This is a genomic window from Undibacterium parvum, from assembly GCF_003955735.1.
Lineage (GTDB): Bacteria > Pseudomonadota > Gammaproteobacteria > Burkholderiales > Burkholderiaceae_D > Undibacterium > Undibacterium parvum.
Window position 1 is genome coordinate 479,403 of sequence record NZ_CP034464.1, and the last position, 26,587, is coordinate 505,989.

At 47.0% G+C, this 26,587-nt stretch carries 26 protein-coding genes and 1 tRNA gene; 13 read left to right on the plus strand and 14 right to left on the minus strand.

The window, feature by feature from the left end:
• The first annotated feature begins 7 nt into the window (after positions 1 to 7).
• Together EJN92_RS02130 and EJN92_RS02135 are read left to right on the plus strand one after the other, a co-directional pair.
• Positions 8 to 1,069: a sensor histidine kinase gene (locus EJN92_RS02130; protein WP_126126317.1), complete on the plus strand. Its 1,062-nt coding sequence runs from the start codon at positions 8 to 10 to the stop codon at positions 1,067 to 1,069.
• Entirely contained in the window at positions 1,066 to 1,878 is an 813-nt protein-coding gene (locus tag EJN92_RS02135) for a LytR/AlgR family response regulator transcription factor (protein WP_126126318.1), read from the plus strand. Before EJN92_RS02130 ends, EJN92_RS02135 begins: the two co-directional genes overlap by 4 nt.
• A 351-nt stretch (positions 1,879 to 2,229) precedes the next feature.
• Here the strand turns inward: EJN92_RS02135 and EJN92_RS02140 are convergent, their stop codons facing one another.
• Together EJN92_RS02140 and EJN92_RS02145 are read right to left on the minus strand one after the other, a co-directional pair.
• Positions 2,230 to 2,472, minus strand: a complete 243-nt coding sequence (locus tag EJN92_RS02140; RefSeq protein ID WP_126126319.1) for a hypothetical protein — start codon at positions 2,470 to 2,472, stop codon at positions 2,230 to 2,232.
• A gap of 42 nt (positions 2,473 to 2,514) precedes the next feature.
• Positions 2,515 to 2,733, minus strand: coding sequence for a hypothetical protein (locus tag EJN92_RS02145; RefSeq protein ID WP_126126320.1), 219 nt, complete (start codon positions 2,731 to 2,733; stop codon positions 2,515 to 2,517).
• 240 nt (positions 2,734 to 2,973) lie between these two features.
• On the opposite strand from EJN92_RS02145, the gene EJN92_RS02150 reads away from it, so the two are divergent.
• The 11 genes from EJN92_RS02150 (at position 2,974) to EJN92_RS02195 (ending at position 11,360) form a co-directional block, all read left to right on the plus strand.
• The gene (locus EJN92_RS02150; protein WP_126126321.1) at positions 2,974 to 3,315 is read left to right on the plus strand and encodes a hypothetical protein; all 342 of its coding nucleotides are present in this window, start codon (positions 2,974 to 2,976) and stop codon (positions 3,313 to 3,315) included.
• 606 nt (positions 3,316 to 3,921) lie between these two features.
• On the plus strand, positions 3,922 to 5,601 hold the full coding sequence (locus EJN92_RS21390; protein ID WP_157984295.1) for a hypothetical protein: 1,680 nt from the start codon (positions 3,922 to 3,924) through the stop codon (positions 5,599 to 5,601).
• A 22-nt stretch (positions 5,602 to 5,623) separates the two neighbouring features.
• A complete protein-coding gene (locus EJN92_RS21395) occupies positions 5,624 to 5,980 on the plus strand; it encodes a helix-turn-helix domain-containing protein (RefSeq protein WP_157984296.1) in 357 nt (118 codons plus the stop codon).
• Positions 5,981 to 6,031: 51 nt separating this feature from the next.
• A complete protein-coding gene (locus EJN92_RS02160; RefSeq protein ID WP_126126323.1) occupies positions 6,032 to 6,337 on the plus strand; it encodes an EexN family lipoprotein in 306 nt (101 codons plus the stop codon).
• 219 nt (positions 6,338 to 6,556) lie between these two features.
• Positions 6,557 to 7,063, plus strand: coding sequence for a hypothetical protein (locus tag EJN92_RS02165; protein ID WP_126126324.1), 507 nt, complete (start codon positions 6,557 to 6,559; stop codon positions 7,061 to 7,063).
• 187 nt (positions 7,064 to 7,250) lie between these two features.
• A complete protein-coding gene (locus tag EJN92_RS02170; RefSeq protein ID WP_126126325.1) occupies positions 7,251 to 7,454 on the plus strand; it encodes a YqaE/Pmp3 family membrane protein in 204 nt (67 codons plus the stop codon).
• A gap of 114 nt (positions 7,455 to 7,568) precedes the next feature.
• The gene (locus EJN92_RS21530) at positions 7,569 to 7,898 is read left to right on the plus strand and encodes a hypothetical protein (protein ID WP_126126326.1); all 330 of its coding nucleotides are present in this window, start codon (positions 7,569 to 7,571) and stop codon (positions 7,896 to 7,898) included.
• 686 nt (positions 7,899 to 8,584) lie between these two features.
• Complete coding sequence (locus EJN92_RS02180; protein ID WP_126126327.1) at positions 8,585 to 8,875, plus strand: hypothetical protein; 291 nt, start codon at positions 8,585 to 8,587, stop codon at positions 8,873 to 8,875.
• Positions 8,875 to 9,780, plus strand: a complete 906-nt coding sequence (locus EJN92_RS02185) for a site-specific integrase (RefSeq protein ID WP_126126328.1) — start codon at positions 8,875 to 8,877, stop codon at positions 9,778 to 9,780. Before EJN92_RS02180 ends, EJN92_RS02185 begins: the two co-directional genes overlap by 1 nt.
• 139 nt (positions 9,781 to 9,919) lie before the next feature.
• Positions 9,920 to 10,162, plus strand: a complete 243-nt coding sequence (locus EJN92_RS02190; protein WP_126126329.1) for a DUF4224 domain-containing protein — start codon at positions 9,920 to 9,922, stop codon at positions 10,160 to 10,162.
• Between the two features lie 40 nt (positions 10,163 to 10,202).
• On the plus strand, positions 10,203 to 11,360 hold the full coding sequence (locus EJN92_RS02195) for a site-specific integrase (RefSeq protein WP_126126330.1): 1,158 nt from the start codon (positions 10,203 to 10,205) through the stop codon (positions 11,358 to 11,360).
• A gap of 88 nt (positions 11,361 to 11,448) precedes the next feature.
• Here the strand turns inward: EJN92_RS02195 and EJN92_RS02200 are convergent.
• From EJN92_RS02200 to EJN92_RS02255, 12 genes are all read right to left on the minus strand, one after another.
• Positions 11,449 to 11,524 (minus strand) — tRNA-His (locus EJN92_RS02200).
• A 455-nt stretch (positions 11,525 to 11,979) separates the two neighbouring features.
• Entirely contained in the window at positions 11,980 to 12,984 is a 1,005-nt protein-coding gene (gene dusA, locus EJN92_RS02205; RefSeq protein ID WP_126126331.1) for a tRNA dihydrouridine(20/20a) synthase DusA, read from the minus strand.
• A 347-nt stretch (positions 12,985 to 13,331) separates the two neighbouring features.
• Positions 13,332 to 13,892: an FxDxF family PEP-CTERM protein gene (locus EJN92_RS02210; protein WP_126126332.1), complete on the minus strand. Its 561-nt coding sequence runs from the start codon at positions 13,890 to 13,892 to the stop codon at positions 13,332 to 13,334.
• Positions 13,893 to 14,189: 297 nt separating this feature from the next.
• Positions 14,190 to 14,777, minus strand: coding sequence for an FxDxF family PEP-CTERM protein (locus EJN92_RS02215; protein ID WP_157984297.1), 588 nt, complete (start codon positions 14,775 to 14,777; stop codon positions 14,190 to 14,192).
• 557 nt (positions 14,778 to 15,334) lie between these two features.
• Complete coding sequence (locus EJN92_RS02220) at positions 15,335 to 16,765, minus strand: mannose-1-phosphate guanylyltransferase/mannose-6-phosphate isomerase (RefSeq protein ID WP_126129718.1); 1,431 nt, start codon at positions 16,763 to 16,765, stop codon at positions 15,335 to 15,337.
• 28 nt (positions 16,766 to 16,793) lie between these two features.
• Complete coding sequence (locus EJN92_RS02225) at positions 16,794 to 17,945, minus strand: sugar phosphate nucleotidyltransferase (RefSeq protein ID WP_126126334.1); 1,152 nt, start codon at positions 17,943 to 17,945, stop codon at positions 16,794 to 16,796.
• A 312-nt stretch (positions 17,946 to 18,257) separates the two neighbouring features.
• Complete coding sequence (locus tag EJN92_RS02230) at positions 18,258 to 19,043, minus strand: polysaccharide deacetylase family protein (RefSeq protein ID WP_157984298.1); 786 nt, start codon at positions 19,041 to 19,043, stop codon at positions 18,258 to 18,260.
• A gap of 927 nt (positions 19,044 to 19,970) precedes the next feature.
• Positions 19,971 to 20,972 (minus strand): UDP-glucose 4-epimerase GalE, encoded by a 1,002-nt coding sequence (gene galE, locus EJN92_RS02235; protein ID WP_126126336.1) that lies wholly within the window; start codon positions 20,970 to 20,972, stop codon positions 19,971 to 19,973.
• A 70-nt stretch (positions 20,973 to 21,042) separates the two neighbouring features.
• Positions 21,043 to 22,323: a nucleotide sugar dehydrogenase gene (locus EJN92_RS02240; protein WP_126126337.1), complete on the minus strand. Its 1,281-nt coding sequence runs from the start codon at positions 22,321 to 22,323 to the stop codon at positions 21,043 to 21,045.
• Between the two features lie 274 nt (positions 22,324 to 22,597).
• Complete coding sequence (locus tag EJN92_RS02245) at positions 22,598 to 23,362, minus strand: WecB/TagA/CpsF family glycosyltransferase (RefSeq protein WP_227869665.1); 765 nt, start codon at positions 23,360 to 23,362, stop codon at positions 22,598 to 22,600.
• The gene (gene wecB, locus EJN92_RS02250; RefSeq protein ID WP_126126338.1) at positions 23,359 to 24,468 is read right to left on the minus strand and encodes a non-hydrolyzing UDP-N-acetylglucosamine 2-epimerase; all 1,110 of its coding nucleotides are present in this window, start codon (positions 24,466 to 24,468) and stop codon (positions 23,359 to 23,361) included. The genes EJN92_RS02245 and wecB overlap by 4 nt, the downstream gene beginning before the upstream one ends.
• A 109-nt stretch (positions 24,469 to 24,577) precedes the next feature.
• Positions 24,578 to 26,539, minus strand: a complete 1,962-nt coding sequence (locus EJN92_RS02255; RefSeq protein WP_157984299.1) for an alginate lyase family protein — start codon at positions 26,537 to 26,539, stop codon at positions 24,578 to 24,580.
• Between the last annotated feature and the right edge of the window lie 48 nt (positions 26,540 to 26,587).

Consider the following 26,587-nt stretch of genomic DNA (forward strand, 5'->3'; position numbering starts at 1 on the left):
AAAAATAATGGATTTCAAAACGAAAATGGCTACCCCCCAGGTGTCGCAGTTTTGGGTAGAAATGTCAGGCATTCTCAAAATGGCGTTGGTGTCGTTCGCGATAGCTGCTTTTGCTTTATGGCTTGCCGTCCCAGATCTCGGCGGATTTGGATACATTCTATTGTTTTCCGAATGCGTTGGTGTCGGCATAATTATGATAAGAACGCTACTTCTATGCTTGCCGTGGCTCCATACAACCAAGCCTTTACTCGCACTCATATTGACGATGGTTGTGGCGCTTCCAGGCGGATATCTTGTCGGTCATATTTTTGCATCTGCATTGGTGTTTGAACCCATGCATATTTCAGGCTCTGGGCCAACCAAAATGGTTCCATACCTCGCAACCGCGTTGACGGGAATTCTTCTATTATATTTTCTCTGGTCTCGTGAGCAATTTTCAAAAGAGGCGTCTGCACGACTAGTTGCGCAGCATTTGGCATCCGAGTCACAACTGCGATTATTACGGGCGCAAATTGAGCCGCATATGCTATTCAACACCTTAGCTAATTTACGTTTACTCGTAGAAGAAGACCCAATTCAAGCGCAGCTTATGATAGACCAACTCATTATTTATTTGCGTAGCGCATTAACGGCTTCACGTACAGAATTGATTAAGTTGTGTGATGAATTTTCCCAATTGCGCGCTTACCTTGAAATAATGTCGTTACGAATGGGGCCAAGGCTAAGTTTCGAACTAACTTTACCCGACTCCTTACAATATGCAACAGTGCCGTCGATGCTGCTGCAGCCACTTATCGAAAATGCAATTAAACATGGCGCGGAGCCCAAAATTGGTCATAGTAGTATTGAAGTAATTGCCCGGCAGACCGAGACAGGCATCGAGATTTCTGTTTCTGATACGGGGCTCGGTTTGGCTCCAGACTTTGATTATCGCGAACCTTCAAGCAGCAGTTACGGCTTATTGCACGTTCGGGAGCGTCTTCTGAAAACGTATGGCCCGAATGCGTCACTTTCAATAACACGCAATGCGCCGCAAGGTGTATGTTCAACAGTGAAAATACCTCAATGAAAAATACCACGATACCTCGTCGCACAGCGCTCATTGCAGAAGACGAACCGCGCCTTGCCAAATCACTTGCACATTTACTGTCACAATTGTGGCCAGAACTTGAGATCATCGACATCGTTGGCGATGGCGTATCGGCGATCGAAAAAGCACTCGAACATACGCCTGACATCATGTTTTTAGATATAAAAATGCCTGGAAAAACGGGATTAGAAGTTGCAGAGGCTGTTGCAGATGATTGGCCCGACAATCAAGCAATGCCGCTTTTTGTTTACGTGACTGCGTTCGATGACTTTGCGGTAAAAGCCTTTGAACGAGCCGCCGCCGATTACGTGCTTAAACCGGCAAGTATGGACCGATTGGCGCTCACAGTTGAACGGTTAAAGCAACGATTGTCAGATCGCGCCTCAACTCCTGCAGCGGGAGAGATGGCGTCACTCATCAATCACGTACAGTCGATTCTGGCACCCGCAGAGAATTCTTCCGAACGAATCAAAGTTATTCGCGCAGGACTTGGTAATACAGTAAAAATGATTCCCGTGAAAGATGTCATCTGTTTTGAGGCGACAGACAAATATGTGAATGTGATTACCGCTACCGGTAGTGCGCTTGTGCGCATGAGTATGCGTGAACTGGTATCGAAAATTGATTCATCCGATTTCATTCAAGTGCATCGTAGCATTATGGTAAATAACAACTTCATCCTCAGCGCAACTCGCGACGAGCTTGGTCACTTCACTTTGCGGCTACGAGAACTTGACCGTGGAGTAAAAGTTAGCCGCGCATTCTCTCATTTGTTTCGACCTATGTAATGAAATATATTCATTGATGTTTTCACGAGAAAATGGCGTGCTACTTAGAAATTGAGACTAAGGGAAAGAATAAAACCAACCACTCCATTACCAAAGAAACTGGAAAATTAACAACCCGTGCCGAAAATGTGACCGGCAACTAACGCCCGATCACGGCCGCTCGCCGTCGACAAACGTACATCCATTTAAGGCTGGGAGCGGACATTGCTGATGATATTTTTAATGTTGAGATAAACGTTCCGGCGACTCGCCGATTCGAACGCCTTTCACATCAAAATCAACGTCGAAATGCTCTTCGCTTTATTCCTTCGCCCGAAGGTAAAATTTGCGCACGTTTATACAGCCATCAAATTAATCACTGAGCTGCTTGTAAGACTGAATTGCGGCTTTAACAGCGACATCAACGGCTCGCCTTACAGGGCCCTCATCTTCACCAATACCCATTAACGATCCTTTTATCGCCCCTTTTTGCACGTCGTTTAACGATATGTCAGCAGTCCAATTAACAGATTTTGGTGTGATATCAATTAATCCCTTGTATCGATATTGTTTTTTGTTTGCTTCCCGAAATTCGTAACCATCGTGATTGAGCATGTGAGTCCTTTTTATAATTGGCGAGATGTTTAGAAAATTCAATTAACGACGACGCTCAATTGGCCCCGCCAATACGCCAACTTGCGCGCTAGATGCGCCGGCATTTGCGCTTGCAACTTGCTTGGCGAATTGTTCTCTGGTTGCCTTGAAATAAGCATCAACCCGAGCCAAGCGTAATGCGCGCTCAGATTCAGACGATGAAGTGTTGACACCTTCACTCGCCTTTACTTGATGTTTCTTAAGCTGCGCTGTCTTTCTCATGATTTTCTCCTTTATTCAATTGAATATAACATTGATTGAGTTTTGCCTACCGCTACCAACAATGAATAACTTCGTTTCTTGAAGGTGCATAAGGATTTCCGACTTGCATCAGCAAATTCCCTTGTTACGCTGGTCTCAGCTCAAAGCTTCTTCACCAGTACTAATTCCCCACCTGGTTCAGAAATTTTTGAGCTGCATCCCATGGATGCCCATTGAATGTAGTCACTCAAGGAGATCATCATGATCCGCAGCACACAACGCCCAGTTCGTAGCATCACCCTTATCTCTAACGCCTCGCTGTTTTCCACAGACTTTTCCAGCAATGAACGTCAACGCAGTTTATCGCTGCTGGCGGCAACCCCAAGCTGGTCGTGGAAGCATCACACTTTCCTGTTTCGCACCGTCCCTAATCGACTCATTGCTGTCACCCAGACGATGTATCAACGCACCAGCACTGCCTTCGCTTGTGGTTGGAAGCACTATTTAATCGAAGCGCATCGCATCTCATCCGTCATTCACCAACAAGGCTTTATTGCCGGCGTCCTCTACGCCTGCAAGTTGGCGCATCGCTCTGATCTGTAATTTTCTATTGTGTGATCAAGCTGTTGTTGATTTTTGTAATAACCATGACCGATAGAAAGATAAATAGTGCGCCCTCCCCTTCATAAAACATTCATTCCTTTAATGGGTCTGCACACTGGGGCCCTATTCATTGCCCTACTCATTCACGTCTGGTTCGCTGACCTTGTCGCAGTCGTACTAGACATGTCGGTGCAGGCAGCGTATGGCGCGTTGATGACCTTACTAATGATGATCACCGTGGTGCGGACTGCACTCATCCTCCTGGGTAAAGACCCGCTCGTGAAGTATATTGAAAGTCGACTCAAGCGAGACAAAAATGAGTAAAAAATATCATCATCATGATGTCCGGCTCGATTGGCCACCTTGTTTGCTGCAACTAGCCCACCAAGAGTAAAGACATTCTCACCGCTCTCAAAGGAACCCCAACGGGTTCCTTTTTTCTTTTGCGGTTCTGAAATTTTTCGATTCAGATTGAGAGACCGCTCGCGCAACGATCGATTCCTGACGCTATTGCGATGGGTTTCAACACATGCTTTCTAAAACCGACTTGCATGGCGAAATTCGGATGTTTTAATGAATTTCACCCATTCACTTCAAGGAGTTTTGATGACCTATACCTTTAACGCTGAGGATAACAGCGCAACTGATTATCCCAATCCCTACCGAATAGAGAACTGGCTTCTGCTGCTATCAGCATTGATGCTGGTTGCTGGCGGTGTTTCTACCTTACTCAGCGCACGATCCTATTTACAGGCAACGCAAGACGGACTAGCGACGCTGGCCGCAATCCTGGCATTAGCGTGTTTTGCACTGGGAGTTCGTTTTGCGTTGCGCGCCTTGTCACAACTGCGTTTCATGATCGGGCGCAACTCTCCACGAGGACTGGCAAGCGAAGTGCCACTGGGCCAGAGTGGCATAGGTTTGGGTTCAAACGCGCTGATGCAGGCATTACGCCAACAAGCGATCTGCTTTCCGGAGCTGCAGACTTGGATAAGTGGGTTGCTGATGTCATTGATTCCTTCACTTGCGTCCTCTCCCCCTCCCTTGCAAACGGCAGCGATTCGGCATGCACAGGCGCTCGTCGGGATGCTGGCAATCCTGCTATCAATGGGAATGTCATTGGCGTTATTTGAAGGTTCGCCCTACGAAGGCATGGTGTCCTGGCTCTATCTGCCATTGACGGGCTTGTCATTGCTTATGCCGGTAGCCAAGTCTTTTGGAGTGGAGGAGCTCACTGACGATAATACGGAAGGCCAGCAACAAGCGTGGAAGTTGCTCGCTCTGGTGGTATTTGCAATCCTGGCCCCGGTGGCGCTTCCTCGCTTTATGCCAGTCGTCGATTTACCCGTCCTATGGTCAGCCCCTTTGCTGTTATTGCTGGCGGCAATGGTGACATCCATCCTGTTTCTGGCATCCCTATTTGCCCAACCCGACAACGTGACGCAGACCTGCGTTTCCTATGAACAAGCGACCTTCTCGCTCCAAGGACCTCCCGCACAATTGTGGCTGCAGATGCAAAGAGACTGCCAGGCCAATTGGGTGAATGAAATTCCCAATCGCGTCTATGCCTGGTTACCACCGGCAACTGCCACTGGTGAACGAGGAAGTTTTGCGGGACGATTATTGGAAGAAACGCAGCCGGTCTTGTCTGGTGTGATGACTGATGGCGTGGGCGGGTCCTGGCGCGGCGTTTGGCAAAACAAGTATGCCCGTTATCTGTCGGCCTTGAGCATCTGGGGCATGGTTCTGGCGGGACTCACGGCCATGATGACAGCTCATGCGGCGCAGCAATTGGCGAGCATGGACAAATGGGAGAGCGGGCGGGCACTGCTCTTACTCGTGGCGGTCGGTCTGGCGTCAGCACACTCCTTTCAGATCGGCCATCTGCTGTTGTCTCGTCTGTATTTCAAATCACGCCTGATCTGGCTAGAGACGGAAGGACACTTCCAATCGGCCAAGGTCAAAGTGGGCAATCAGTTCAAAAGCCATCTGCAATCGAGCACACAAGTGACGCGGGTAGAAGACGCTAGCTTGCGCCTTTGGGTGGCCGACATCGTGACGGTGGCATTTGGCAAAGACGAGCAACGCTATGTGATGGCGATGGCCCCCGCCGATGGATTTGCACGATCAAACATCGACCGTTTACTGGACTTTGCCCAACAACAAAGCGTCGTCACGGCACCAAGCTCGGCACGCGACATGCAGCAATTGCAGCACATGGGCAAGCTCGACCATGCCATGCGGGCAGCCGCCACGACCGCATCCTCTCCCGAATGTATCAAGTAAGCCTTCAAATGAGGAATCCATCATGAGTAATCAGAACAAAACTAAGCACAGCACGCCACTTGGCAAAAACCATGTTGCTGATGCCGTTAGCGCATTACAAAAAGTGGACGCGCTACGGACCAACTCGAAGCCACGCGTTGCTAACAAAGTCGCCATCAAACATCAACTGCTGAAAGCAATTTCACTGTGGATCGTAGAAAACCAATTCACTCATTCTCAGGCGGCACAAATCATGGGAATAAGCAGCTCGCGTCTAGCCGATCTGCTTGATCAACAACCCGAGGAATACAGCGTTGACACCTTGATAGCGATGGTCCTCAGAACCGGCAAGACAATCCAGCTATCGATCAACGCTACTTCTCCACCATCTGAAAAATAAGCAACATTTCCAATCACAAAATTCAACCAATCGCAATTTAAGGAAAACATCATGAAAAATACGAAGCAAATCCTCAAACACCTACTGTTACTCACGATAGCGAGTATCGCCGCATGCTCTAAACCCTATGAGCCCAAAACGATTAAGTACTATGCGGAACACATAGCGGAAGCAAAACTGCTCGTCGACAAGTGTGTTCCTCAACGCGAAAAAATCGTTGGTTACGTGAACACCCCGCAAGGTTTAGATTGCAATAACGCGATCGAAGCCTACCAAAATGATCAATGGGATCAGTATCAGAAGAAGTTACAGGAATCGGTCAATAAATTCAAACGTCCTTTCGTCGCTCCCAAGTGATTGGTTTGCTTTTGGCTTGCATAGCGCAAGGTGACACCGTCACGCCAAAGAGTACAAACCATACTTCCCCCGAAAAAAAATAGACCCGCCTCCCTCCAATGTTAGGTGGAGGTTCAATGCCGGCGAAAACCGACTTGCGAAGCCGTTTTGCCATGAGACGATGATTTATAGAGATTTTTGATAGGTAATCAATTCTCGTTAATTCACAAGGAGATCGGCATGGACATTTTAAAAATGGGTGGAGTGGTTGTAGCAGTCTTATTGGTATTGACCGTGCTGGGTGGGTTATTCGAATTTACCCAGCATTGTCAGGAAAAATTTGGACACGCGCTTTTTACCAAGGAGTCATACATCAGCACCATGGTCGCGGTCGGGTTGGGTCTGTTGGGCCGCACCTGCCTGGAGAGTGCGATCAAACACCATGGCGATCAATTTTGGGCTTGGGTCTGGATAGTGATTGCCGTGGTCATTTTAATAGTGCTGGTTGCGATCAATTTTAAAAAGATGAATTTCGCCTGCGGCTTAGCCGGATCGATTCTGCAACTGTCAGTACTAATCCCCTTGGCAATGTTTGGCCTCGTCATTTTAGTCGCCTACCTCACGCTCCTATGCATCAACAACAGTACTTCTCCAGAGAGTGAAGAAGAACGAGAAGAAAGACAAAGTGACGAAGACGCTTGGCTTGCCAGCGATGTGAATCCCAATGGTCCCAATTACAAGGAGTAATCGTCGCACCAGTACTACCAACGGAAAGGGAGTGTTTGAAAGACGGATTAGCGCAGCAATTAGTACAGATCTAAATGAATCAGCCCCATCCATCAATCCAATTTTTTATGAATGCGTTTTTGCAGTACGGCATATGCTAACACCGGCACCTCGCGGCCCTGGGGTAATCTGAAAGGACTTTTGCATCATGCGTTTACTTATCTCCCTCTTCCTGCCATGGCTAACGTTTTTTACGATAGGCCGTCCGATTGCAGGCATCATTTGCCTGCTGCTACAGATCACCTTGATCGGCTGGATCCCTGCCACCATCTGGGCAGTGTATGCACTGAGTCAATATAAGACAGATCAGAAAATAGAACAGGCGCTCCAGCAGAGATCGCCGCGCAAATAAAGTACTCCACACGCTCCCAATATTTAAGCCCACCGTCGCTTAAGTATTGGGGGTGTTGGATTTTTTTTGATAGTCCGTCAGAACTTTAGTAAAGTCATAATTCGAAGATAAAATATGAGCGGAACGCTGCTCTGTACCATCGCCACCCGAGCCAAAACCGTTGTCACAGCTCGCTTTCTGGTTAAAAACGACCAAAATTCCCAACCAATCACACGCCCAAATCACGGACATCTTGCGATCAAAATTTTGTCCGATACAACCTATTGGCGATTCATTTCCCGCAAGAAAACACTCCGCGACAAAACGCGACAAAACGCGACAAAACGCGACAAAACGCGACAAAACGCGACAAAACGCGACAAAACGCGACAAAACGCGACAAAATATCACGCAAATAGAAAACTTACACTATTTTCCGTTTATTTTTTAAAATTAATTGACTGAGAAAAACAAAAAAATTTGAATAAAGCCCCTCCACACAAGCACCCAAAAGACGCCCAGACTTGCGCCCAAAAAGGTCTCTGGAAAATATAAAATCGAAGAAAATAAATTGCCAAAAAAAAATATTTATGCAACCATACGGTTTGCCGATAGCGGCGTGATAAACAGCTGTACACAAACAACTCTGACATTTTTAAAATGCGCAGAGAACACATTAAAAAATTGAACTACTCAATTTTTTAATGCTCGCCCATGATGGCATCGACTTTATTGTCAATATTTGAAAATCATCTTTTTAATAAAGGTGGTTTGCCTTAATATTGCAAATCTAAAAACTTCAACTTGAAAAATAAATCTCTTGTCGACCGAACTTTGTCGTCTTGAATCTATTTCTTCGTCACAAAAATTAAGTTTCAAACATCTCTTTTCTTGTTTAAAAACTTAATCAAATAACACCCTTCAAAAAAAATTCACATATTGAATGTGTTCATGCATTCAACTACATCACTTCAAAAATTTCTCAAGCAAGCTACAAAGTAAAAAATAGGTAGATGAGTCCGCACCTTCCGAAAAGGAAAAATGGGGCCAGTCGTGCATGCTTGCACGCCGACTTTTTTAGTCGTTGATCTTACGCTTTATATTTTTACGCTTTATTTTTTCACATTTGCTAAATTTTTGGAGGACGATATATGAGACACCGAATACCGGACGCTTCTGCACAATTAGACATCGATCAACTTTGCAGTAAAGACAAACTAAACAAAAAACCACGGTCATTTTCAAATCAAACATTGGCGCAACATGCTGCGCTAATACTGGCGTGGGCAAAAGCACGCGGCAGCTCAAAAAGAAAAGTCTCTCGACTTATTTTACAAAAACTCGGGTTAAGCACTAGTCCCGATCAAGTTTATCGTTTTGTAAAAAGCATCAATGGTGGAATTTGGCCACACAAAAAGACACGCAAAGTCGGAGACGAATAATGACTAGTTTCCGCCCACCAGCATCGCAAGCCAAGCACATTACATTGAAAAATGTTTCTCACGGCACATCGCGTCATAATCAAAAATCAAATTCGGGAAGCCCGAAAAGTATTTGCTCGATTGCAACTGAGAAAAAATACACAGGGTGCGTAAAGCGCCTTTTCGAGTGGTGCATACTAACAAAGAAATCGACTTCAACATCTCAAGTTACAGCGTACGTTGCAGAAGAATTTTTGAAGTCAAAAGCCAACTTTTGCGTGCAAAAAACACTCGATGGATATCGCCAATCAATTTCATTAGTATTTAATTTACAGCTGGACTACGTCGTTAGCAAAGTAGATTCGCTGCTGACGCCGCGCGCGTATAGTCAACTTCAAATCGAACATCTACAAAAAAGCGCTTCCGCACCGCTCAGTTTTTCAATTCGACTAGCTGCCTCCGCTGGTTTACGTGTGGTTGAATTAGATACGATCGCACTCGCTTCAGAAACGATGGAGGATCAGCGAGATTGGTTGTCGGAAAGGTTCTCTGGACTGTCGAATTATGTTGAGTATGTCGTTGTCGGCAAGGGTGGTTTAAGAAGAAAAATTTGCATTCCGAGCCCGCTTTCTGTTGAGCTGGAAAGCTATCGACTACCGGCTCCGACACGAAAAACACAAAGAGAAATTCATTACACAAAACGCTATTCAATCATTGGCGGACACAGTTTTTCACAACAGTTTTCACGATTGTCATTTCGTGAATTTGGATGGTCAACCGGTGCGCATGGTTTGCGTCACAGATATGCACAAGACAGAATCATGCAACTTCAAACCCAAGGATTCACCTGGGATTTTTCGCTGAAAATTGTCGCACAGGAAATGGGCCATTTTTCGACCGGCAATACTCTTACATACATGAGATAGCGTTTTTGCTACTTGCAAACGAGTATTTATGAGATATCTTCAAATAGCTTGAATGATCGCATATATCGACCAAACATCTCAAAAAATAGGTATTTAAAATGGCACTGTATATCACTCAAAAAAAATTTTCTGGTGACATATGAATTCAAACTATTTATCAGCATTAGAGCTTGCAGATCTCGTCAACTGCAAAGTAAATCAGCGAAAAATCATGGAAGAATGGCTGAGCGCGAGACGTTGGAAATTTGAACTTGATAAAACTGGCTTACCAAAAGTTGCGAAAGCATATCACGATCGCAAAATGGGAATTAGCGACGAAAAACCACTGGAAAAATCACATCAAAAATATGCGGAAACCCCTAACCTCTCAGCCTTCACGTAAAGAAGCGACCGGTGTCGATCGTCTATATAAACGTGTAGGCATGAGAAAAGTCTCTTTTTATTATCAATACTCAAACGGCACGTCAGAAACTCTTGCTGTCGCTGACATTGGCGATCGTCAGTCAATTACAGATGCTGAACGTACAGCGAAACGGCGAGCACTTAATATAAATCAAGGTCAAATTATTGCAGGATCAACCGAAGACATTATTGAACGATTCAAAATAGATATTGCACCAACCCATTATCGTGACCAGTCAAAAGACGGCCTAGCAGTACGCCAAAGTGCCTATGCCAATCTGATAAAATTTTTTGGAAAGATGGCGCCAAGTGCTTTAAAAACGGTCCACGGGTACCAGTTTCTTGATGCCCGTGCAAAGGCTGGAGCTCCGGCGAAGGCAAATAAAGAATTGTCGTTAATGTCGACAATTTGTCACTACGCGGTACGCTGGGGAACAATTGAAGCAAATCCCTTCTTGGGCATGATGCAAAATAAAACAGATAAAAATTCTAGGGCGATATCCCGCAGCCAAATCGTTAGATTTTACTTGTGGTCACTGCATCAAACACCAACGATCCGAAACGTCGGATGTGCGGCAATGTTCTGTTATTTAACAGGTTTTCGTTCATCCGAAGTCCGACCATTTTGTGTGGATGGACTGCAAAATGACGGAGTGAAAGTGACTAGTGCCAAGCGAAAAAAGGGAGAAATTGAGGTCGTCAAATTACGAGAATGGTCCACTCGCTTACGCACTGTCGTTGCCAGGGCAAAACAAACCCATAGCACTGCGGTGATGTATTTATTTGCAAATACAGCTGGCGGAGCATACACGCGCAGCGGTTGGGGATCTGTCTGGGCTGACGCAATGTTTCTATGGATAGCCTCATTCGACTCAATTGTCGCGGCTGAACTCACACGAAAACGCGAATGGGAAGTCGCATATAAACTCGCTTATGACAAATCAAAAAAAGAAAATACACCTCACCCGACAAATAAAATCGCTAAATTTGAAGCATCGATAAAATTATTAGAGCATCAAGATTATTTTACATTGCAGGATGTTCGGCCGGCTGCAATCACAACCAAGTTACGCAATCGGAACGCAGATGCATACGATTTTGCAGCGCACGCTAATCCAGCAACAACGCATAAACATTACGATCGTAGGAAAGAGAAAATAGCGAGTGCGACTGAGTAGTCGTTGGAAAGTTTGATTTTTCGTTGGAAAGTTAAACAAAAGGGCTACAAGCCTAAACTTGTAACCCTTTGATTTACAACGAATTCGGTGGGGTGGACGATGGGGCTCGAACCCACGACAACAGGAATCACAATCCTGGACTCTACCAACTGAGCTACGACCACCACTGAAATCTCTCAATTGCGCTGCAACTGAGACACAAATTATACGAGTGACTCGGATTTTTGGCAAGCACTTTTTACTTTACTTGCTTTTGGAGCACTGCCCCTCACTCTTCAGTGAAAAAAAGCCCACGATGCGTGTCGTGGGCTGAACTCACTTCAAAAGCGAGATGAGGGGTCGTGCAATGAAACAGGATCATTATATGACCTAGCGCCGCCAATCATTAGCACATTTACATTTAATTACGAATTAACGAAAACGGAAACATTCGCACAAGTTAAACTGCATTTTTCCGTCAGCGCTATTTAGGCGCCTGGCCTTCACCTTAATTTCTAAGCATTCTATGATCTCGCGCTTCAGTAGCGAGCACTTCCATATTTAGCACGATAGAAAGCAGCAAACTGCTTACGACAAGAATAAGTCCGTCATTTTTCTCATACGACTACCTCTAAGTGCTTTATTTTTGATGAGGTGGATGCGTGATCAAATGCATTTCATGATCCTGTGCCGATTGCTCAACACGCAACAACGCATCCAATAGAATGTCAGGATTTCCTAAGGCTAATTTTTTAGTGTCCGACAAGGTTTGTCGGAAGGCGCGCGCGCCTATCATGCCCATGGTCAAACCCAACATGTGGCGGGTAATGCCATTTAACTTGAGCCCTTTCCCCTCCCGATAATGCTCGATCAACTGCTGCCGAATGTATGGCAACATGGCACGTATTACTTCCTCGCGCGATTTGACAGGGCTATCGTCGCCATAGTAACGGGCATCAAAACTGGCCATCAAGTATGGATTGTGGTAGGCCTCACGTCCCAGCATCACACCATCAACATGCTGCAGGTGCAGATCTATCTCAGCGGTAGTTTTAATCCCGCCATTGATAAGAATTTCCAGTTGCGGAAAATCCTTTTTCAACTGGTAAGCATAGTCGTATTTAAGAGGGGGAATCTCGCGATTTTCTTTCGGAGTGAAACCCTTCAAGATAGCGTTTCGAGCGTGAACCACAAAGGTAGAACAACCAGCGTCTGCCACTTGCCCCACAAAATCACGCACGAAATCATAGGATTGCACATCATCAATACCAATGCGATGCTTGACCGTTACATCAATACTCACAGCGTCACGCATCGCTTTGACACAATCGGCAACCAAGGCTGGCTCGGACATCAGGCAGGCACCAAAAGAGCCTTTCTGCACGCGCTCTGAGGGGCAACCACAGTTCAGGTTAATTTCGTCGTAACCCCACTGCTCACCCAGCTTGGCGCTATGCGCTAATTCTGCAGGATCACTACCACCGAGCTGCAGAGCAACCGGATGCTCTTCCTGATTAAAATCAAGCTGACGGGCGACGTCCCCATGAATCAAGGACCCCGTAGTCACCATCTCAGTGTACAACCAGGTATGGCGACTGATGTGACGATGAAAAAGTCGGCAGTGTCTATCACTCCAATCCATCATGGGAGCGACAGATATTCGTCTTGACGGTTTGATCGGGCCACTTGTTTTGGCTACTGGAAATATGAGGTTTTTCACTTTAATCCTGATTTACTGACACTGGGCGCACCGCCCCCAATAGCGATGACTTAACGACTGGGCATAGGGAGTATCGACTGGCGAAAGCGACGACATCAGCGTCACTTTGTAAGGGTGTGCAGTTTATCAGTAAATTGAATAAGGCCAAAACTCTAGGGCTGAGCGGGACGCAAGAATTGTGCTTGTGAATACAAAACTGAAATCCGGCTCATAAAAAAGAGCGCCGCAGCGCTCTTTTATTGCAACAACGTCAAGCAACTACTAATCAGCTATTATGCCAAAAAAGTAGATGTCTTTTGTTGACGACGGCGGCTGATTGCACCGATCACGCCCAAGCCAGCCAACAGCATTGCGTAGGTTTCTGCTTCTGGCACTGGAGGCGTCATGCTGGAAACATTTAGAGACAATTTATACTGGCCCAAATTTAGCAATGGGCCATTCGCTTTACCAGAGATGGTCGCAAAATAATTACCTGCTGACAAAGAGTTGAACGAATTATTCAAACCTAGGCCAAGCAAATGAGTATGCGCAGCATCAGAAAACAAAGAAAATTTCAGATTTTTGATACTAGTGACGTCAAAAAGACCTAAGAAAGAGATATTCAATTTCTCCGTTTTTGTACCCAAATTACTCATGTTTGCGAGAGTGAATTTAAAGTCATCTGAGAATTTATTCTGATGAATCGCGCTATAAGTTGTCGTGCCTTCGGCCAAAGTACCAAGATCAATCACTGGTGCTGCTTGCGCAGTTGCAGAGATAGTCAAGCCCGCTACCAGAGACAAAGCGCCCAGTAGTTTTGGTGTAGCAGATGCTACGGTATTGAATACATTCATATTGTCCAACCTTAAAAATTTTATCAACAATTAGTCATCAACGTCATCTGCCCAAATTAGCAAAAAAGGCAGTCAACAACTAACACGGTACAACTGCTACTATTTTAGGCTTTTTAGTTATCCAAAAAACCATAAAGTGTTACTAGATGTAAGCCTATGAATACTTCATCGCCTTACCAAACATCCACTCTTGCAACACTCCATTTTTGCCTATCAAATTATGTCAAATTAACTATTTGATAACAAAATTTTCAAAAAAATGAGGCTCTTTTAGCCTCATTTTTTTCTTCGCTTTTATTAAGCGGCAAAAGCAGATGGTCCAACATTTTTACGGCGACGGCTAAGTACCGCGATCAAACCTAAACCAGCCAGCATCATTGCATAGGTTTCTGGTTCTGGAACTGCGGATACAGTCATGCTACCTGCATAAGTCCCACCACCAGTGCCATATGCATTTCCTTTGATGTCGACATGGTAATTACCAGCAGCGACTTTCAAGAAGTCGTGATCCAAAGGAGAAGAAGAGCCAATTACCAAGGTATTTGCTTGACCAAAGAAACCCATCGATTGTGAATTTTTTCCCGCGATATCATGGAACAACTCAAACGACAGTCCCGAAATATCTTTCTTAGCTGTTGCAGGAAAAGAGATCAGGCTAAATGACAGGTCGCTGGTACCGCCAAAAGAAAAACTAAATGTGTCGAAAAAAATCGCTTGTTTGGTAAAAGTATTACCGAAGCCAAAAGTTTTCGGATCATCTTCAGCTACGGTTAATTTAATCACACTAGCATTCGCAGCCGCAGAGATCGACAAGCCGGCAACAAGAGACAAAGCGCCCAAAAATTTTGGCGCGAGGGAAAGCGTCAATTTAATTAATTTAAACATTGAGATATCTCTTCTAAAAGGTGGAGGGTGAGCCACACACATGGTGCGAATTCAAATAGATTAATTTGAACAATCAATTAATTGGTAATTAATCAATGCATAAAAAAACCAAAGCGCATACTAGCATGCAAGCAATTCAACTTAGTTCCAAAACAATAAGTTTTCTGAATATTTTCCTTGCTTTTTACTATTTGCTGAAAAACAATTCCGTTCGGCAATCTATTTTTTAAAATTAAACCACTAAATCAAATACTTAGCTAATTTTTACGTTAAACAAAAATAAGAGAAGCAAACGGGTTTTTATACTAAAAATCAAAAACGATCCTCAAAAATTAATAAATCTACTCATTCGATACTAGATTTATTAAGTTCATTCTCGACATCCCACGGAACGCGTTGCCGTCCGTGTTGATGCAATTAGCTTACGAGTAGTTTATTTCCGCTTGATGACAAATAAACCTTTTTCCCATAAAAAAACGCCCGCTATTCGCTAAGGCGTTTTTCTGATGAATATCCGTCTTGCATCAACGATGCATGCCCGACTTTCCAGCGGTAAATCAACTGCGCTTATAAATATCCTCGAAACGCACGATGTCATCCTCACCGAGATAACTACCGGACTGCACCTCAATTAAATGCAAAGGGAGTTTGCCCGGATTCTCCAGGCGGTGGGTCTGGCCGATGGGGATATAAGTCGATTCGTTTTCGGTAAGCAACTTCACCACGTCACCGCAAGTAACACGTGCGGTCCCACTGACAACGACCCAATGCTCGGCACGGTGATGATGCATCTGTAGCGACAAGATTTGACCCGGGTTCACCGTGATCCGCTTTACCTGAAAGCGGTCACCAACATCAATGCCTTCATAACAGCCCCAAGGTCGGTACACCTTGGTATGGTTAATATGTTCGCTACGTTTGTTTTTCTTCAAATGATCGACGATCTGCTTGACCTTTTGCACATCATCCTTATGCGCCACCAAGACCGCATCCTTGGTCTCGACCACCACCAGATCACTCAGGCCTATCACTGCCACCATACGACTTTCGGCACGCACCAGAGAATTGCTGACATCGTCCAGATAGACGTCGCCGCGCAGTACATTGCCTTGGGCGTCGGCGGCCTGCACTTCCCACAAGGCCGCCCATGAGCCTACATCGCTCCAGCCTATGTCGGCAGGCACCACGACCGCATGCTTGGTATGCTCCATCACCGCGTAATCGATAGACTCGGAAGGGCAGGCAGCAAACGAGGCTTCGTGCAAACGACAAAAATCCAGATCCCGGTATCCGTCTTCAACCGCTTTTTTCGAGCAAGCTGCGATATCCGGGCGCAAGCTGCCCAACTCATCCAGATAACGCGCAGCGCTGAATAAAAACATGCCGCTATTCCACAGATAACTGCCGTCAGCGATAAACGATTGCGCCGTCGCCAGATCAGGTTTTTCAACGAAGCGCGCTACCTTAAAACAGCCTTCTGCGCTAGTCAGTGCCTCGCCACGGCGGATGTAGCCGTAGCCAGTCTCAGGGCCAGATGGCACGATACCAAAAGTAGCCAGCGCACCAGTCTCGACAGCCCCAGCGGCGCGTGCAATCGACGCATAAAAGGCAGGCACATCAGTAATCACATGATCAGCTGGCAGCACCAACATCACCGCCTGCGGATCTATTGCCAGTAAATAATGCGCGGCAGCGGCCACCGCCGGGGCGGTATTGCGCCCTTCTGGCTCTAACATGATGCCCATAGGTGCGATGCCGATTTCTCGCATTTGCTCGGCGATCATGAAGCGATGCTCGTTACCGCAAACCATCAGCGGCGGCATCACCTGCAAGCCTACGCTCGCCGCATCCGCCAGTCGCAGCGCAGTCTCTTGCAACATGGTCTGCTCGCCTACCAGGGCCAGCAATTGTTTAGGCATGGCTGCGCGCGACAAAGGCCATAAGCGGGTACCAGAACCGCCAGAAAGGATTACCGGATAGATCTTCATGTTCATAAACCTTATTTTTTCGTCTTAATTAATTTGCTTTCGCTAGCTCATCGGCTGTTTCGGTGCGTGGGATAAGGCGGCGATCGCGCGCATTGCCCCACTTTTTATTCACCAACTCCGACAGATGCACCATGGTGCCGCTGCGGTCTACGCTGTATTCTTTAAAGACAATTTTTTCATCCAAATGGGCATTGTCCGAGATGCGCGTGTATTCAAACAAGACACTGCGCACGATCTGCGCACCAGAACAGATATGACTACCATGCCCTATCCAGGTCGGGCCGACGATCTTGCAACCGGCCTCGATATGTGTGCCCGCACCGATGTAGACCGGGCCTTCGATGACAGTGCCTTCCCAATCGATGCGGGTATTCAGACCAACCCAAATACCATCGTCAATTTGTACGCCGGGGATAGTCATATTCGCCAAACCGCCGCTCATCATGCTTTGCGAGACCGACCAAAAATCTTTCACGCTACCGATATCTATCCAGTTAAACGTGCGATTTTGGGCAAAAAACGGTATGCCTTTTTCTACCAGCAAAGGGAAAAGTTGCGAGCCTATATCAAACACCGTATCGACCGGAATCAGATCGAGTACGGCAGGTTCAAAAATATAGATACCAGTACTAGCATGGTTAGATAGCGCCTGATCCTGTTGCGGTTTTTCCTGGAAAGCCTGGATACGGCCATCTTTATCGGTCACCACCACACCGTAATCCGAGACCTTATCCCAAGGCACTTCCTTCGTGATAATGCTAGCCAATGCGCCCTTGCGCTTATGTTCGAACAAGGCCGACTGGATATCCAGATCAATCACCGCATCGCCACACATGACGATCGTAGTCTCATCAAAGAAGCCACCAAACTCCTGAATCTTCTTCATGCCGCCAGCGGAACCTAAAGGCTCAGGTACCACCTCGCCCACATCATTGGTATAGCCCTCAAACGAGTAGCCGATCTGCACCCCAAACTGGTGGCCGTCAGCAAAATACTCTTCTATTTTCTGGTGCAGATAGCTGACATTAACCATGATGTCGCGCACGCCGTATTTGGCCAGATGCTCGATCAGATACGCCATCACCGGCTTACCCAAAATCGGAATCATAGGCTTAGGCAGATCGTAGGTCAGGGGCCGAACGCGAGTACCCTTACCCGCCGCTAAAATCATTGCTTTCATCATCATCCTTAAAATCGAATACTGCTTTACTGGCGTGAGATCTGCCAATAAATTCAAATAAACTTAAATACCTGTCGGCCGCTTGCGCAATAGCCATGCGGCTTGCAGGCCATATGCCACCAGCAGCCGCATGGATACTACGTCTCCGGGCATGCCACCTGCACAGGCGCATGGACTATGCGCCTACGGCTAGTCTAGCCAGACAAAATACATTAAAACCATCACATTACCAATACAAGTTGCAACTATTACATTTTACCCTGCAATTGCAGTCTGGCCGCTTCCATTGTTTTACACCGCAAGGCATCAAACTCAATTACTGATGCGTCGCGTCATGCCGAAGCGCAGATACAGCGTTTGCCATAGGCCGATAAGACGACAAAAATTTTCCGCAAAACCGGCATGCTCATTGGCCGCAAACCTTGGCAATTGATACAGATCTGGTTCGCCTGGCACAATGCCACGCGGCTCGGTGGTAAAAGCCATAGAATACCCAAGTTCAATTAACACGTCCCGCTCGCGCCCATCATAATCGCCATTCGGGTACGCAAACACCGTTGGCTTTTTACCTACAACATCGACCAAACGTTGATGTGCTTTTGCAAGCTCCAATTCTATCTCTGGTAGTGTACAAGAAGGCAAAATAGGATGCGTATGGGTGTGATTGCCTATGCTTGCATGTCGCAATAAGGATAACTCTCTAAGCTCATCACGTGTCATCGCTACCCGGACCGGGTGAGGGGAAAGAGTATCTATCCATTCCGTTCTATCGGCGTTGGATGCGGCTTTAAGTTGCTTCATTAAGTCGCTATTTTTTACCCTGCACCACCAAAATTCCCCGGTGTCTAAGGGCTTAGTCGAGATAAAGTAGCAGACTGGGATTTTTACTTTCTCAGCATGTACAGCCATATTGGCTAAATTCCCTTGCCAGCCGTCATCGACAGAAATAAACAACATCGGTTTCTTCGGGGCTACTCCGCTACTTAGTTGATGCAACACTGTATTCGCATCAACAAATTCAAACCCCCAATGACTCGCCCGCGACATTAGTTTTTCAAACAATGCGGCAGAAGGATTATGAAAGTAAAAAGCGGTCATTTCTCCGCGAGCCAAACGTGCATTAAAAAAAAGACGTGCAATCCCACTATAAATCAAAGCGTAACCAAGAGTTTCGCCTAGCAAATACCTAACTTTTTTCATCTAAAACCTATTAATTCGAATTGATATGACACCGTCCCAGCGAGTAAGCTGAAGCAAATTTTTTTGCACGGGTTCTCTAAAAAAAGACTAGCTGTTTTGTTAAGCCGCCGATCTGCAGTACCTAGAATTTGCCTTAGCGAACGCCAAACGAACCAGGGAATTACGGCTAGTCATTCGCGTTTAGTTGGCGAAAAAAACATACTTCTCAGCACTTTAACAACTCCTGTTCGGCTGCGAAGGCAAAAGAAATAGATCTCAAAAACGGTATTCCTGCATTGCAGTCTTAATAAAAAAACTGGAATTAAGAGGGCGAGCTTAATATTGATAATTTATCTGACAGTTACTACGACTTAATGACAAAGAGATAAAACTAAGCCCCCCCCACACAAAATTAGAACAGCAGATAGTGGAAAATGTAAGTAATTGTAACTGATATAATAAAAATATATCTTTATTAAGTTGCGTTAACACCAATAATTAAGGCGCGAACCCTAAATGCGAATTAATTCCAGAGATTAAAAAGGCGAAAACCTTAAGGGATAAGTTGTCAGTGCCAACAACTTTGAGCTGATGTTAGGGCATATTTAAGAAAAGACAGCGCAGTAACAATCAAGCAATATCTTGCCCGCAATGTCACGATGACCGCAGCGCTTACGCAATCACCGTGCGGGTTTCAGGGCATGCACCGCCAGCAAGCGCATGGATGCTGCGTCTCGGAGCATCCTATCGGAAGATGCGCATGGATAATGCGCAAGCGGGCATATACGCTGCTCGCCAAAATACAGAAAATATTTTCTTATCAATGCAAATGACGATTATCGACGATCACTCTTTCGCCGACGACTGCCAGCGCCAGGTGTCCACGCACATTTGTTCCAGGTTTTTCTCAGCGCGCCAGCCTAACTCTTGCTCGGCCAAAGCCGGATTAGCGTAGCAAGCAGCGATGTCGCCAGGGCGACGGGCCACGATTTTATATGGCACCGCTTTGCCACTGGCCTTCTCAAAGGCGCGTACCATCTCCAGTACGCTATTGCCGCGTCCGGTGCCCAGGTTGTAGGTCAGCACACCAGGCTGCTGCGTCAATTTCGCCAGGGTCTTCACATGACCTATCGCCAGATCCACCACATGGATGTAGTCGCGCATGCCGGTGCCATCTGCGGTTGGATAATCGTCGCCATACACGGACAAAAATTCGCGCAGACCGCCCGCCACTTGCGCCACATACGGCAACAGATTATTCGGGATACCATTAGGCTCTTCACCGATCAAGCCGCTCTCATGCGCACCAACCGGATTAAAGTAGCGCAGCAAGGCGATGCGCCAACTAGGATCGGCTAGCGCCACATCACGCAGCATCTCTTCTACCATCAGCTTGCTGCGGCCATACGGATTGGTCGCCGACAAAGGAAAGCTCTCTAGAATAGGCACAGTAGCCGGATCGCCATACACCGTGGCCGACGAGCTAAACACCAGCGTCTTCACGCCAAATTTAGCCATAACACGAAACAGCACCAGACTACCGGTGACATTATTATCGTAATACTGCATTGGCTGCTGCACCGATTCACCCACCGCTTTTAAACCTGCGAAATGGATCACCGCATCCGGCTGGTGCTCGGCAAATACTGTCTCAAGATTCTCTTGATCGCGCACATCGACCTGCGCAAAGGCGAAAGCCTTACCGGCGATTTTCTCAATGCGGCGCAGCACCGAGAGTTTGCTATTGCTAAGGTTATCAACAATCACCACCTCATGCCCGGCGCTGACTAGTTCGATACAAGTGTGCGAGCCTATGTAGCCAGCACCGCCAGTTACTAATATTTTCATCTTATTCACCTTATATAACTAAATATGACCAAGCTAGGCAACGCACACCCACAAGCAGTTTATGGATCAATTACAAGCGCCAGATTTTAACCCCAGCCTGCGCCAGACCTTCGGTATTAAAACAAGCTTTAACATCGATAAAGCAACCGCCCTTGATCAGTTTTTTCTGGAAATCTTCGCCCTGCAAAGCCAGCAAATCACGGTGCGGTACCGCCGCCACAATCGCATCGGCACGTGGCAAATCATCCCACGCGTACAGCTTTACGCCATATTCGTGCATCGCTTCTTCTGCATCGGCATGCGGATCATGCGTGAATACCTCAACCCCGTAAGTCTTAAGCTCGGCGATCACATCGGCCACTTTAGAATTACGCAGATCGGCGCAGTTTTCTTTAAAAGTCAGCCCCAGCACAATCACTCTGGCATCCTTAATATAGCTACCGGCAGCGATCATGTTTTTGACGGTTTGTTCGGCGATGTATTTTGCCATGCCGTCATTGATGCGGCGGCCAGCCAAAATCACCTGAGGATGATAGCCCAGCATCTGCGCTTTATGCGTCAAATAATACGGATCAATACCAATGCAATGTCCGCCCACCAAACCAGGGCTAAACTTAAGGAAGTTCCACTTAGTACCGGCCGCCTTCAATACCTCAGAAGTATCAATGCCTATCTTATCGAAGATGATCGCCAATTCATTCATCAAGGCGATATTCAGATCGCGCTGAGTATTCTCGATCACCTTGCAAGCCTCAGCCGCCATGATGCTAGAGCAGCGATGCACGCCAGGTTTGACGATCAATTCATACATGCTGGCGACCTTCTCCAAGGTCTCTGGCGTGTCGCCTGAAACGACCTTGACGATGGTGGTCAGCGTGTGTTCACGATCACCCGGGTTGATGCGCTCTGGCGAATAACCGACGAAAAAATCTTCTTTCCATTTCAAGCCGGATTCACGCTCCAATACAGGGATACAAACTTCCTCAGTCGCGCCAGGATACACGGTAGATTCATACACCACGGTTGCGCCCTTTTTCATGTGCTTGGCAACAAAACTGCTGGCACCGATCAAAGGCGAGAAATCGGGAATATTCGCCTCACGCACCGGCGTCGGCACTGCCACAATGATGATATCAGCCTGACCTAACATAGTCGGGTCGTAAGTGTACTCAGCATGCACGGAGGCCAGTAACTGCTCATCCGTTAATTCACGCGAAGGGTCAACCCCGCGCTGGCAAGACTCCACCTTATGGACTGCGATATCAAAACCGATGGTACGGGTATGTTTGCCGAACTCAACAACCAGTGGGAGGCCTACATAACCGAGGCCGAGAACTGCAATAGTAGTCATGAAAAACTTTCAAACAAAAAGGGTAAATTGCTCGGTAAAAAAGTAATTGTTCAGCCAGCGATGAAAACTCCCTCGCCCGCTAGCGGGAGAGGGCCGGGGTGAGGGTGATTGAGCAACGCTTGCCTTCAAATAGCTGATGCGCTTAGCGCTATGAAAAATCAAACATTGTGCAAATTTGAACTACCCTCATCCCAACCCTTCTCCCGCTAGCGGGAGAAGGGCTTTGTATAGCGAGCTGAACAGTTACTAAAAAAGGCTATTCGTTTAAACAAATTTAACGACGTCTTACTTCTTTTAAAAGTAGCCAGAAGAAGCCCATATCCTCGATAAAATAGCGTCTAAACATGCGGCGTGGCTCTTGTAAAAACCGGTAGAACCACTCTAGTCCGGACTTTTGCATCCACACTGGCGCACGCTTAACGCGTCCAACCGCCACATCAAAAGTACCGCCGACACCCATGGCAAAAGGGATCTTCATCTGCGCCTGATATTGGCCCAAGAAATGCTCCTTCTTCGGGGAACTAATCGCTACAAATAACAAATCTGCCTTGGCTTCTTTGATTTGTTCAACCACACCAGCCTCTTCTTCCGGCTTCCAATAGCCGTTACGGTAGCCAGCAATAGTTAAACCAGGATATTTCTTTTCATATACTTGCTTGACGCCGGAAACAACTTCCTCGCGCGCGCCCAACAGATAAACACGCCATCCTTTGCTGGCAGAACGCTGCATCAGCGCTTCAAACAGATCCACGCCGGCAACGCGCTCTTTTAAACGTTTTCCTAACAAACGCGAGGCCCACACGACTGGCATGCCATCCACATTGATCAAGGCACATTCGTTAATAATACGACGCAGCTCAGGATCGTGATTTGCCTTCACCAATTTATCCACGTTGACGACAACATGCTGATGCGGCAGGCCAGATTTAATGAATCCTTCCACTTTAACCAGGGTTTCTTCCATAGACAAATTGTCGATCTGGCAGCCCATCATCTCTATGCGCTGATTCACCTGGCTGCCTGCATTGCCCTGGCTCATGCTAATTCCTTCGCTAAAATCTCAACGATGCGTACCGCCGCTTTACCATCCCACAGGTGCGGCCTGCGTCCTTGCTTACCTTCGCCACGCAAGACTTTGCTCGCCTCAGCGACAATGCGCACCGGGTCGGTACCAACCAAGACATTCGAACCCTCATCCACAGTGACCGGGCGCTCGGTATTCTCGCGTATCGTGATGCATGGCACGCCGAGTGCTGTGGTCTCTTCCTGCAAGCCACCGCTATCGGTCAGCACAACCGCAGCGTCTTTCCACAGATTAAGAAAAGCCATATACGCCTGTGGCCCAACTAAAGTGATGTTGGGACCAAGGTCGATGCCGAACTTATCTAGGTTGCCTCTGGTACGCGGATGTACCGGGAATATCAACGGCAATTCGGTAGCGATCTGCTTCAAGGCTCCTGCGATACGCGTCATCATGGCTGCATCATCGACATTGCTTGGGCGGTGCAAAGTCACCACGCCATAGCGCGCGCCGTTTTGCGTGTGCGCCGCCTTAAACGCGCTGGTCTCGTATTCTGAGGTATCAGCATTGGTCAATTTCTCACCTTGATATAAAGCATTGTCGACCATCACATGGCCGACATAATGGATCGCCGATTCCGCCTTACCTTCACGCTGCAAATGTGTCACCGCACTCGGCTCAGTGACAAAAAACCAGTCAGAGATACTGTCGGTTACCAGACGGTTAATCTCTTCTGGCATGCTCATGTCACCGCTACGCAAACCGGCCTCTACGTGTGCGACTGGGATGTTTAATTTTTTAGCGACGATAGAACAAGCTAAAGTCGAATTAACATCACCCACCACCAAGACCGCATCCGGCCGTTCGGCCTGGCACAAAGTCTCAAACGCAACCATGATCTTGGCTGTTTGCTCTGCATGGCTACCGCCACCGGCGGCCATAAAAATATCCGGTTCTGGGATGCCCAATTCTTCAAAAAATACATCGTTCATTTCACGGTCATAGTGTTGACCCGTATGAATAATTTTAAAGCCCAAACCACCATGCGCTTGCAAAGCACGCACGATAGGTGCGATCTTCATAAAGTTAGGTCGCGCACCGGCGACTAAATAAATTGTTTTCATTTTTTCTTCTTTCAATTTTCAAAACGCATTACTAATTCAAATAACTTGCAAGGATTCAAAAATCCGTCAGCAAGTTAAAAATAAATACCAGCAAACCTAAACTCGTTTTTTACAGGCTAGATAATTCCAGCACTGTATCGAATGTTATTGACCCTTTGATGACGCCTTTCCAACGCAGCGTGCACGAGGGATATTTCACGTCATAGGACGGCGAACTCCAGCCTAAAATCGGCTGCTCTGAGCCTTTAAATAAAGATGGCGTCAATTTTCCTGATGGCATACACAAGCGCAGTTGTTTGCCGGACTGACGGACTAACACTACGTCATCCACAATGCTGACATCGGAATCGGCAGAAAAATGCCAAAAGATCTCGACCAGATGCTGCCCGGAACAGCTCAGATCATCTGTGACGAGAATTTTTTTTGTCGCCACATCAAAGTGGATTTTTCTTTGATGGCTAACCGGATCATCTAATCTTTGATAGCCATCATGCGAGCCTACAAATACCGACTCAAGCGCAGAGCGGCTCATCTGCGAACAAAGCGCGCGTGCTTTAAGCAACCACATGAAGCGACCGCCAGAGACAGATTGGTCTAGCTCATCGATACGCACAGTGTTATGCGCCGAGGTGCCGCGGAAATAATCCCGCCACGGCTGCGCGGCATGGTAGGCATACGTACCAGGATCAATCAACAGTTCCTGACCGCCGAACGAAAGTACCAATGACAAGGCATCGGCATGCCCATGCGCAGCGATACCCAGAAAACCAAGGGGAGCACAATCGACGACCAGACGGATTTCATTCTCAGTTCCAAACGCATCCCCCATGATGTGATAACCACCAGCTGGAAAATCCAAACGGGTAGGCTGTAGATGGATAGGGGCATTGAGAACTTGCGCGCTAAGCTGATCGAAAACTTGTGCTCCTTGCTGCCCAAGCAACCACAAAGACTTCTCGTCAAAGTGCTGACCTTTCGCAGCAAAATCAGCGCGATTAAATAGCACCGCACCAGTCGCCAGTAGCGATTGATAAGGAGAAAAACTGGGATCAGTATGCAGTCTTACCGCAAAACCGTCATCCGCATCGCCAAAGGCCGGCACATGCCCAGCAAGGTCCATGATCGATGACAGAAACGACATCATGCTTTCCATACGCTGCCAATAGGCGGGAGGGAAATCGTCGCCGGATTGTTTTGCAGCCAAGCCACACAGCAAAAAGAAATCCAATACAAATTGCTGGTAGGCGATAGCCTGCTCCAGATTGACACCGTCACCGCTATTTTGCAGTTGCATCTGCATGACTAACTGCTGTTTAGCCTTAGCTTGCCATTTGGCAGATTCTGCCCAGGCTGGCCAGGTACTGGCACCAAGATACAAGCCCACAAGCTCACCGATTAAATGATTGTTCGCCGATGAATGCGCCGATAAATGACTACTGACGAAATGACAGTGTTGGTACACCGAAGCTAACCATGCTTGCTTAAGCTGCTCACCTTGAGGCCCGTTAAACAAGGGCGAATTAGCGCCACCGATTAATTTCCAGGTCAAACTCCAGTTAATCAGACGTATCGCGGGCTCGAGCGAGCTAGACCAATTCACGCCCATCAAATACGGGCATTGCGCTAACCACGTCGAAATATGTAAGGCGACGCCATCCAGATAGCGCTGCTCACCGCTCAGATGATAAGCCTGCGCTAAAGTAACTAGATGTAAATGCCGATTCGGTTCCCATAAATATTTAATATCGCCCACCAGCGGTTTATCGGTAATCGCCATGTGCTGACCAAACAGCAGAGGCGCATTGACACCAGTCAATGGATCACGATTCCAGACCGGTGGAGATCCTATGTCGGCCGGATGTAGAGCAAAGACATTGACCTTACCGAGCAATAACTGATCCGCAGCAAGGCAATACGCAGCCGTATCAAGCCTATCTCCAACATCAAATTCATAATGCAGACGAGATAAATCATTCGCCACCGGAACCTTACGGGCACCCGTCAAACCGATGCGGTCACACCATGCGCCACCAGCTTGTTGAGCACGGTAAGCCAACTCAGGAATCGACATACACCGAAGACGATTCCAGAACCAAGAAAGTTTAAGCAATAAATTACG

Coding starts and splice junctions, on each gene's coding strand:
- EJN92_RS02130 (WP_126126317.1), top strand. CDS start 8: ATGGATTTCAAAACGAAAATGGCTACCCCCCAGGTGTCGCAGTTTTGG.
- EJN92_RS02135 (WP_126126318.1), top strand. CDS start 1,066: ATGAAAAATACCACGATACCTCGTCGCACAGCGCTCATTGCAGAAGAC.
- EJN92_RS02140 (WP_126126319.1), bottom strand. CDS start 2,472: ATGCTCAATCACGATGGTTACGAATTTCGGGAAGCAAACAAAAAACAA.
- EJN92_RS02145 (WP_126126320.1), bottom strand. CDS start 2,733: ATGAGAAAGACAGCGCAGCTTAAGAAACATCAAGTAAAGGCGAGTGAA.
- EJN92_RS02150 (WP_126126321.1), top strand. CDS start 2,974: ATGATCCGCAGCACACAACGCCCAGTTCGTAGCATCACCCTTATCTCT.
- EJN92_RS21390 (WP_157984295.1), top strand. CDS start 3,922: ATGACCTATACCTTTAACGCTGAGGATAACAGCGCAACTGATTATCCC.
- EJN92_RS21395 (WP_157984296.1), top strand. CDS start 5,624: ATGAGTAATCAGAACAAAACTAAGCACAGCACGCCACTTGGCAAAAAC.
- EJN92_RS02160 (WP_126126323.1), top strand. CDS start 6,032: ATGAAAAATACGAAGCAAATCCTCAAACACCTACTGTTACTCACGATA.
- EJN92_RS02165 (WP_126126324.1), top strand. CDS start 6,557: ATGGACATTTTAAAAATGGGTGGAGTGGTTGTAGCAGTCTTATTGGTA.
- EJN92_RS02170 (WP_126126325.1), top strand. CDS start 7,251: ATGCGTTTACTTATCTCCCTCTTCCTGCCATGGCTAACGTTTTTTACG.
- EJN92_RS21530 (WP_126126326.1), top strand. CDS start 7,569: ATGAGCGGAACGCTGCTCTGTACCATCGCCACCCGAGCCAAAACCGTT.
- EJN92_RS02180 (WP_126126327.1), top strand. CDS start 8,585: ATGAGACACCGAATACCGGACGCTTCTGCACAATTAGACATCGATCAA.
- EJN92_RS02185 (WP_126126328.1), top strand. CDS start 8,875: ATGACTAGTTTCCGCCCACCAGCATCGCAAGCCAAGCACATTACATTG.
- EJN92_RS02190 (WP_126126329.1), top strand. CDS start 9,920: ATGAATTCAAACTATTTATCAGCATTAGAGCTTGCAGATCTCGTCAAC.
- EJN92_RS02195 (WP_126126330.1), top strand. CDS start 10,203: ATGAGAAAAGTCTCTTTTTATTATCAATACTCAAACGGCACGTCAGAA.
- dusA (WP_126126331.1), bottom strand. CDS start 12,984: ATGATGGATTGGAGTGATAGACACTGCCGACTTTTTCATCGTCACATC.
- EJN92_RS02210 (WP_126126332.1), bottom strand. CDS start 13,892: ATGAATGTATTCAATACCGTAGCATCTGCTACACCAAAACTACTGGGC.
- EJN92_RS02215 (WP_157984297.1), bottom strand. CDS start 14,777: ATGTTTAAATTAATTAAATTGACGCTTTCCCTCGCGCCAAAATTTTTG.
- EJN92_RS02220 (WP_126129718.1), bottom strand. CDS start 16,765: ATGAAGATCTATCCGGTAATCCTTTCTGGCGGTTCTGGTACCCGCTTA.
- EJN92_RS02225 (WP_126126334.1), bottom strand. CDS start 17,945: ATGAAAGCAATGATTTTAGCGGCGGGTAAGGGTACTCGCGTTCGGCCC.
- EJN92_RS02230 (WP_157984298.1), bottom strand. CDS start 19,043: ATGACCGCTTTTTACTTTCATAATCCTTCTGCCGCATTGTTTGAAAAA.
- galE (WP_126126336.1), bottom strand. CDS start 20,972: ATGAAAATATTAGTAACTGGCGGTGCTGGCTACATAGGCTCGCACACT.
- EJN92_RS02240 (WP_126126337.1), bottom strand. CDS start 22,323: ATGACTACTATTGCAGTTCTCGGCCTCGGTTATGTAGGCCTCCCACTG.
- EJN92_RS02245 (WP_227869665.1), bottom strand. CDS start 23,362: ATGAGCCAGGGCAATGCAGGCAGCCAGGTGAATCAGCGCATAGAGATG.
- wecB (WP_126126338.1), bottom strand. CDS start 24,468: ATGAAAACAATTTATTTAGTCGCCGGTGCGCGACCTAACTTTATGAAG.
- EJN92_RS02255 (WP_157984299.1), bottom strand. CDS start 26,539: ATGTCGATTCCTGAGTTGGCTTACCGTGCTCAACAAGCTGGTGGCGCA.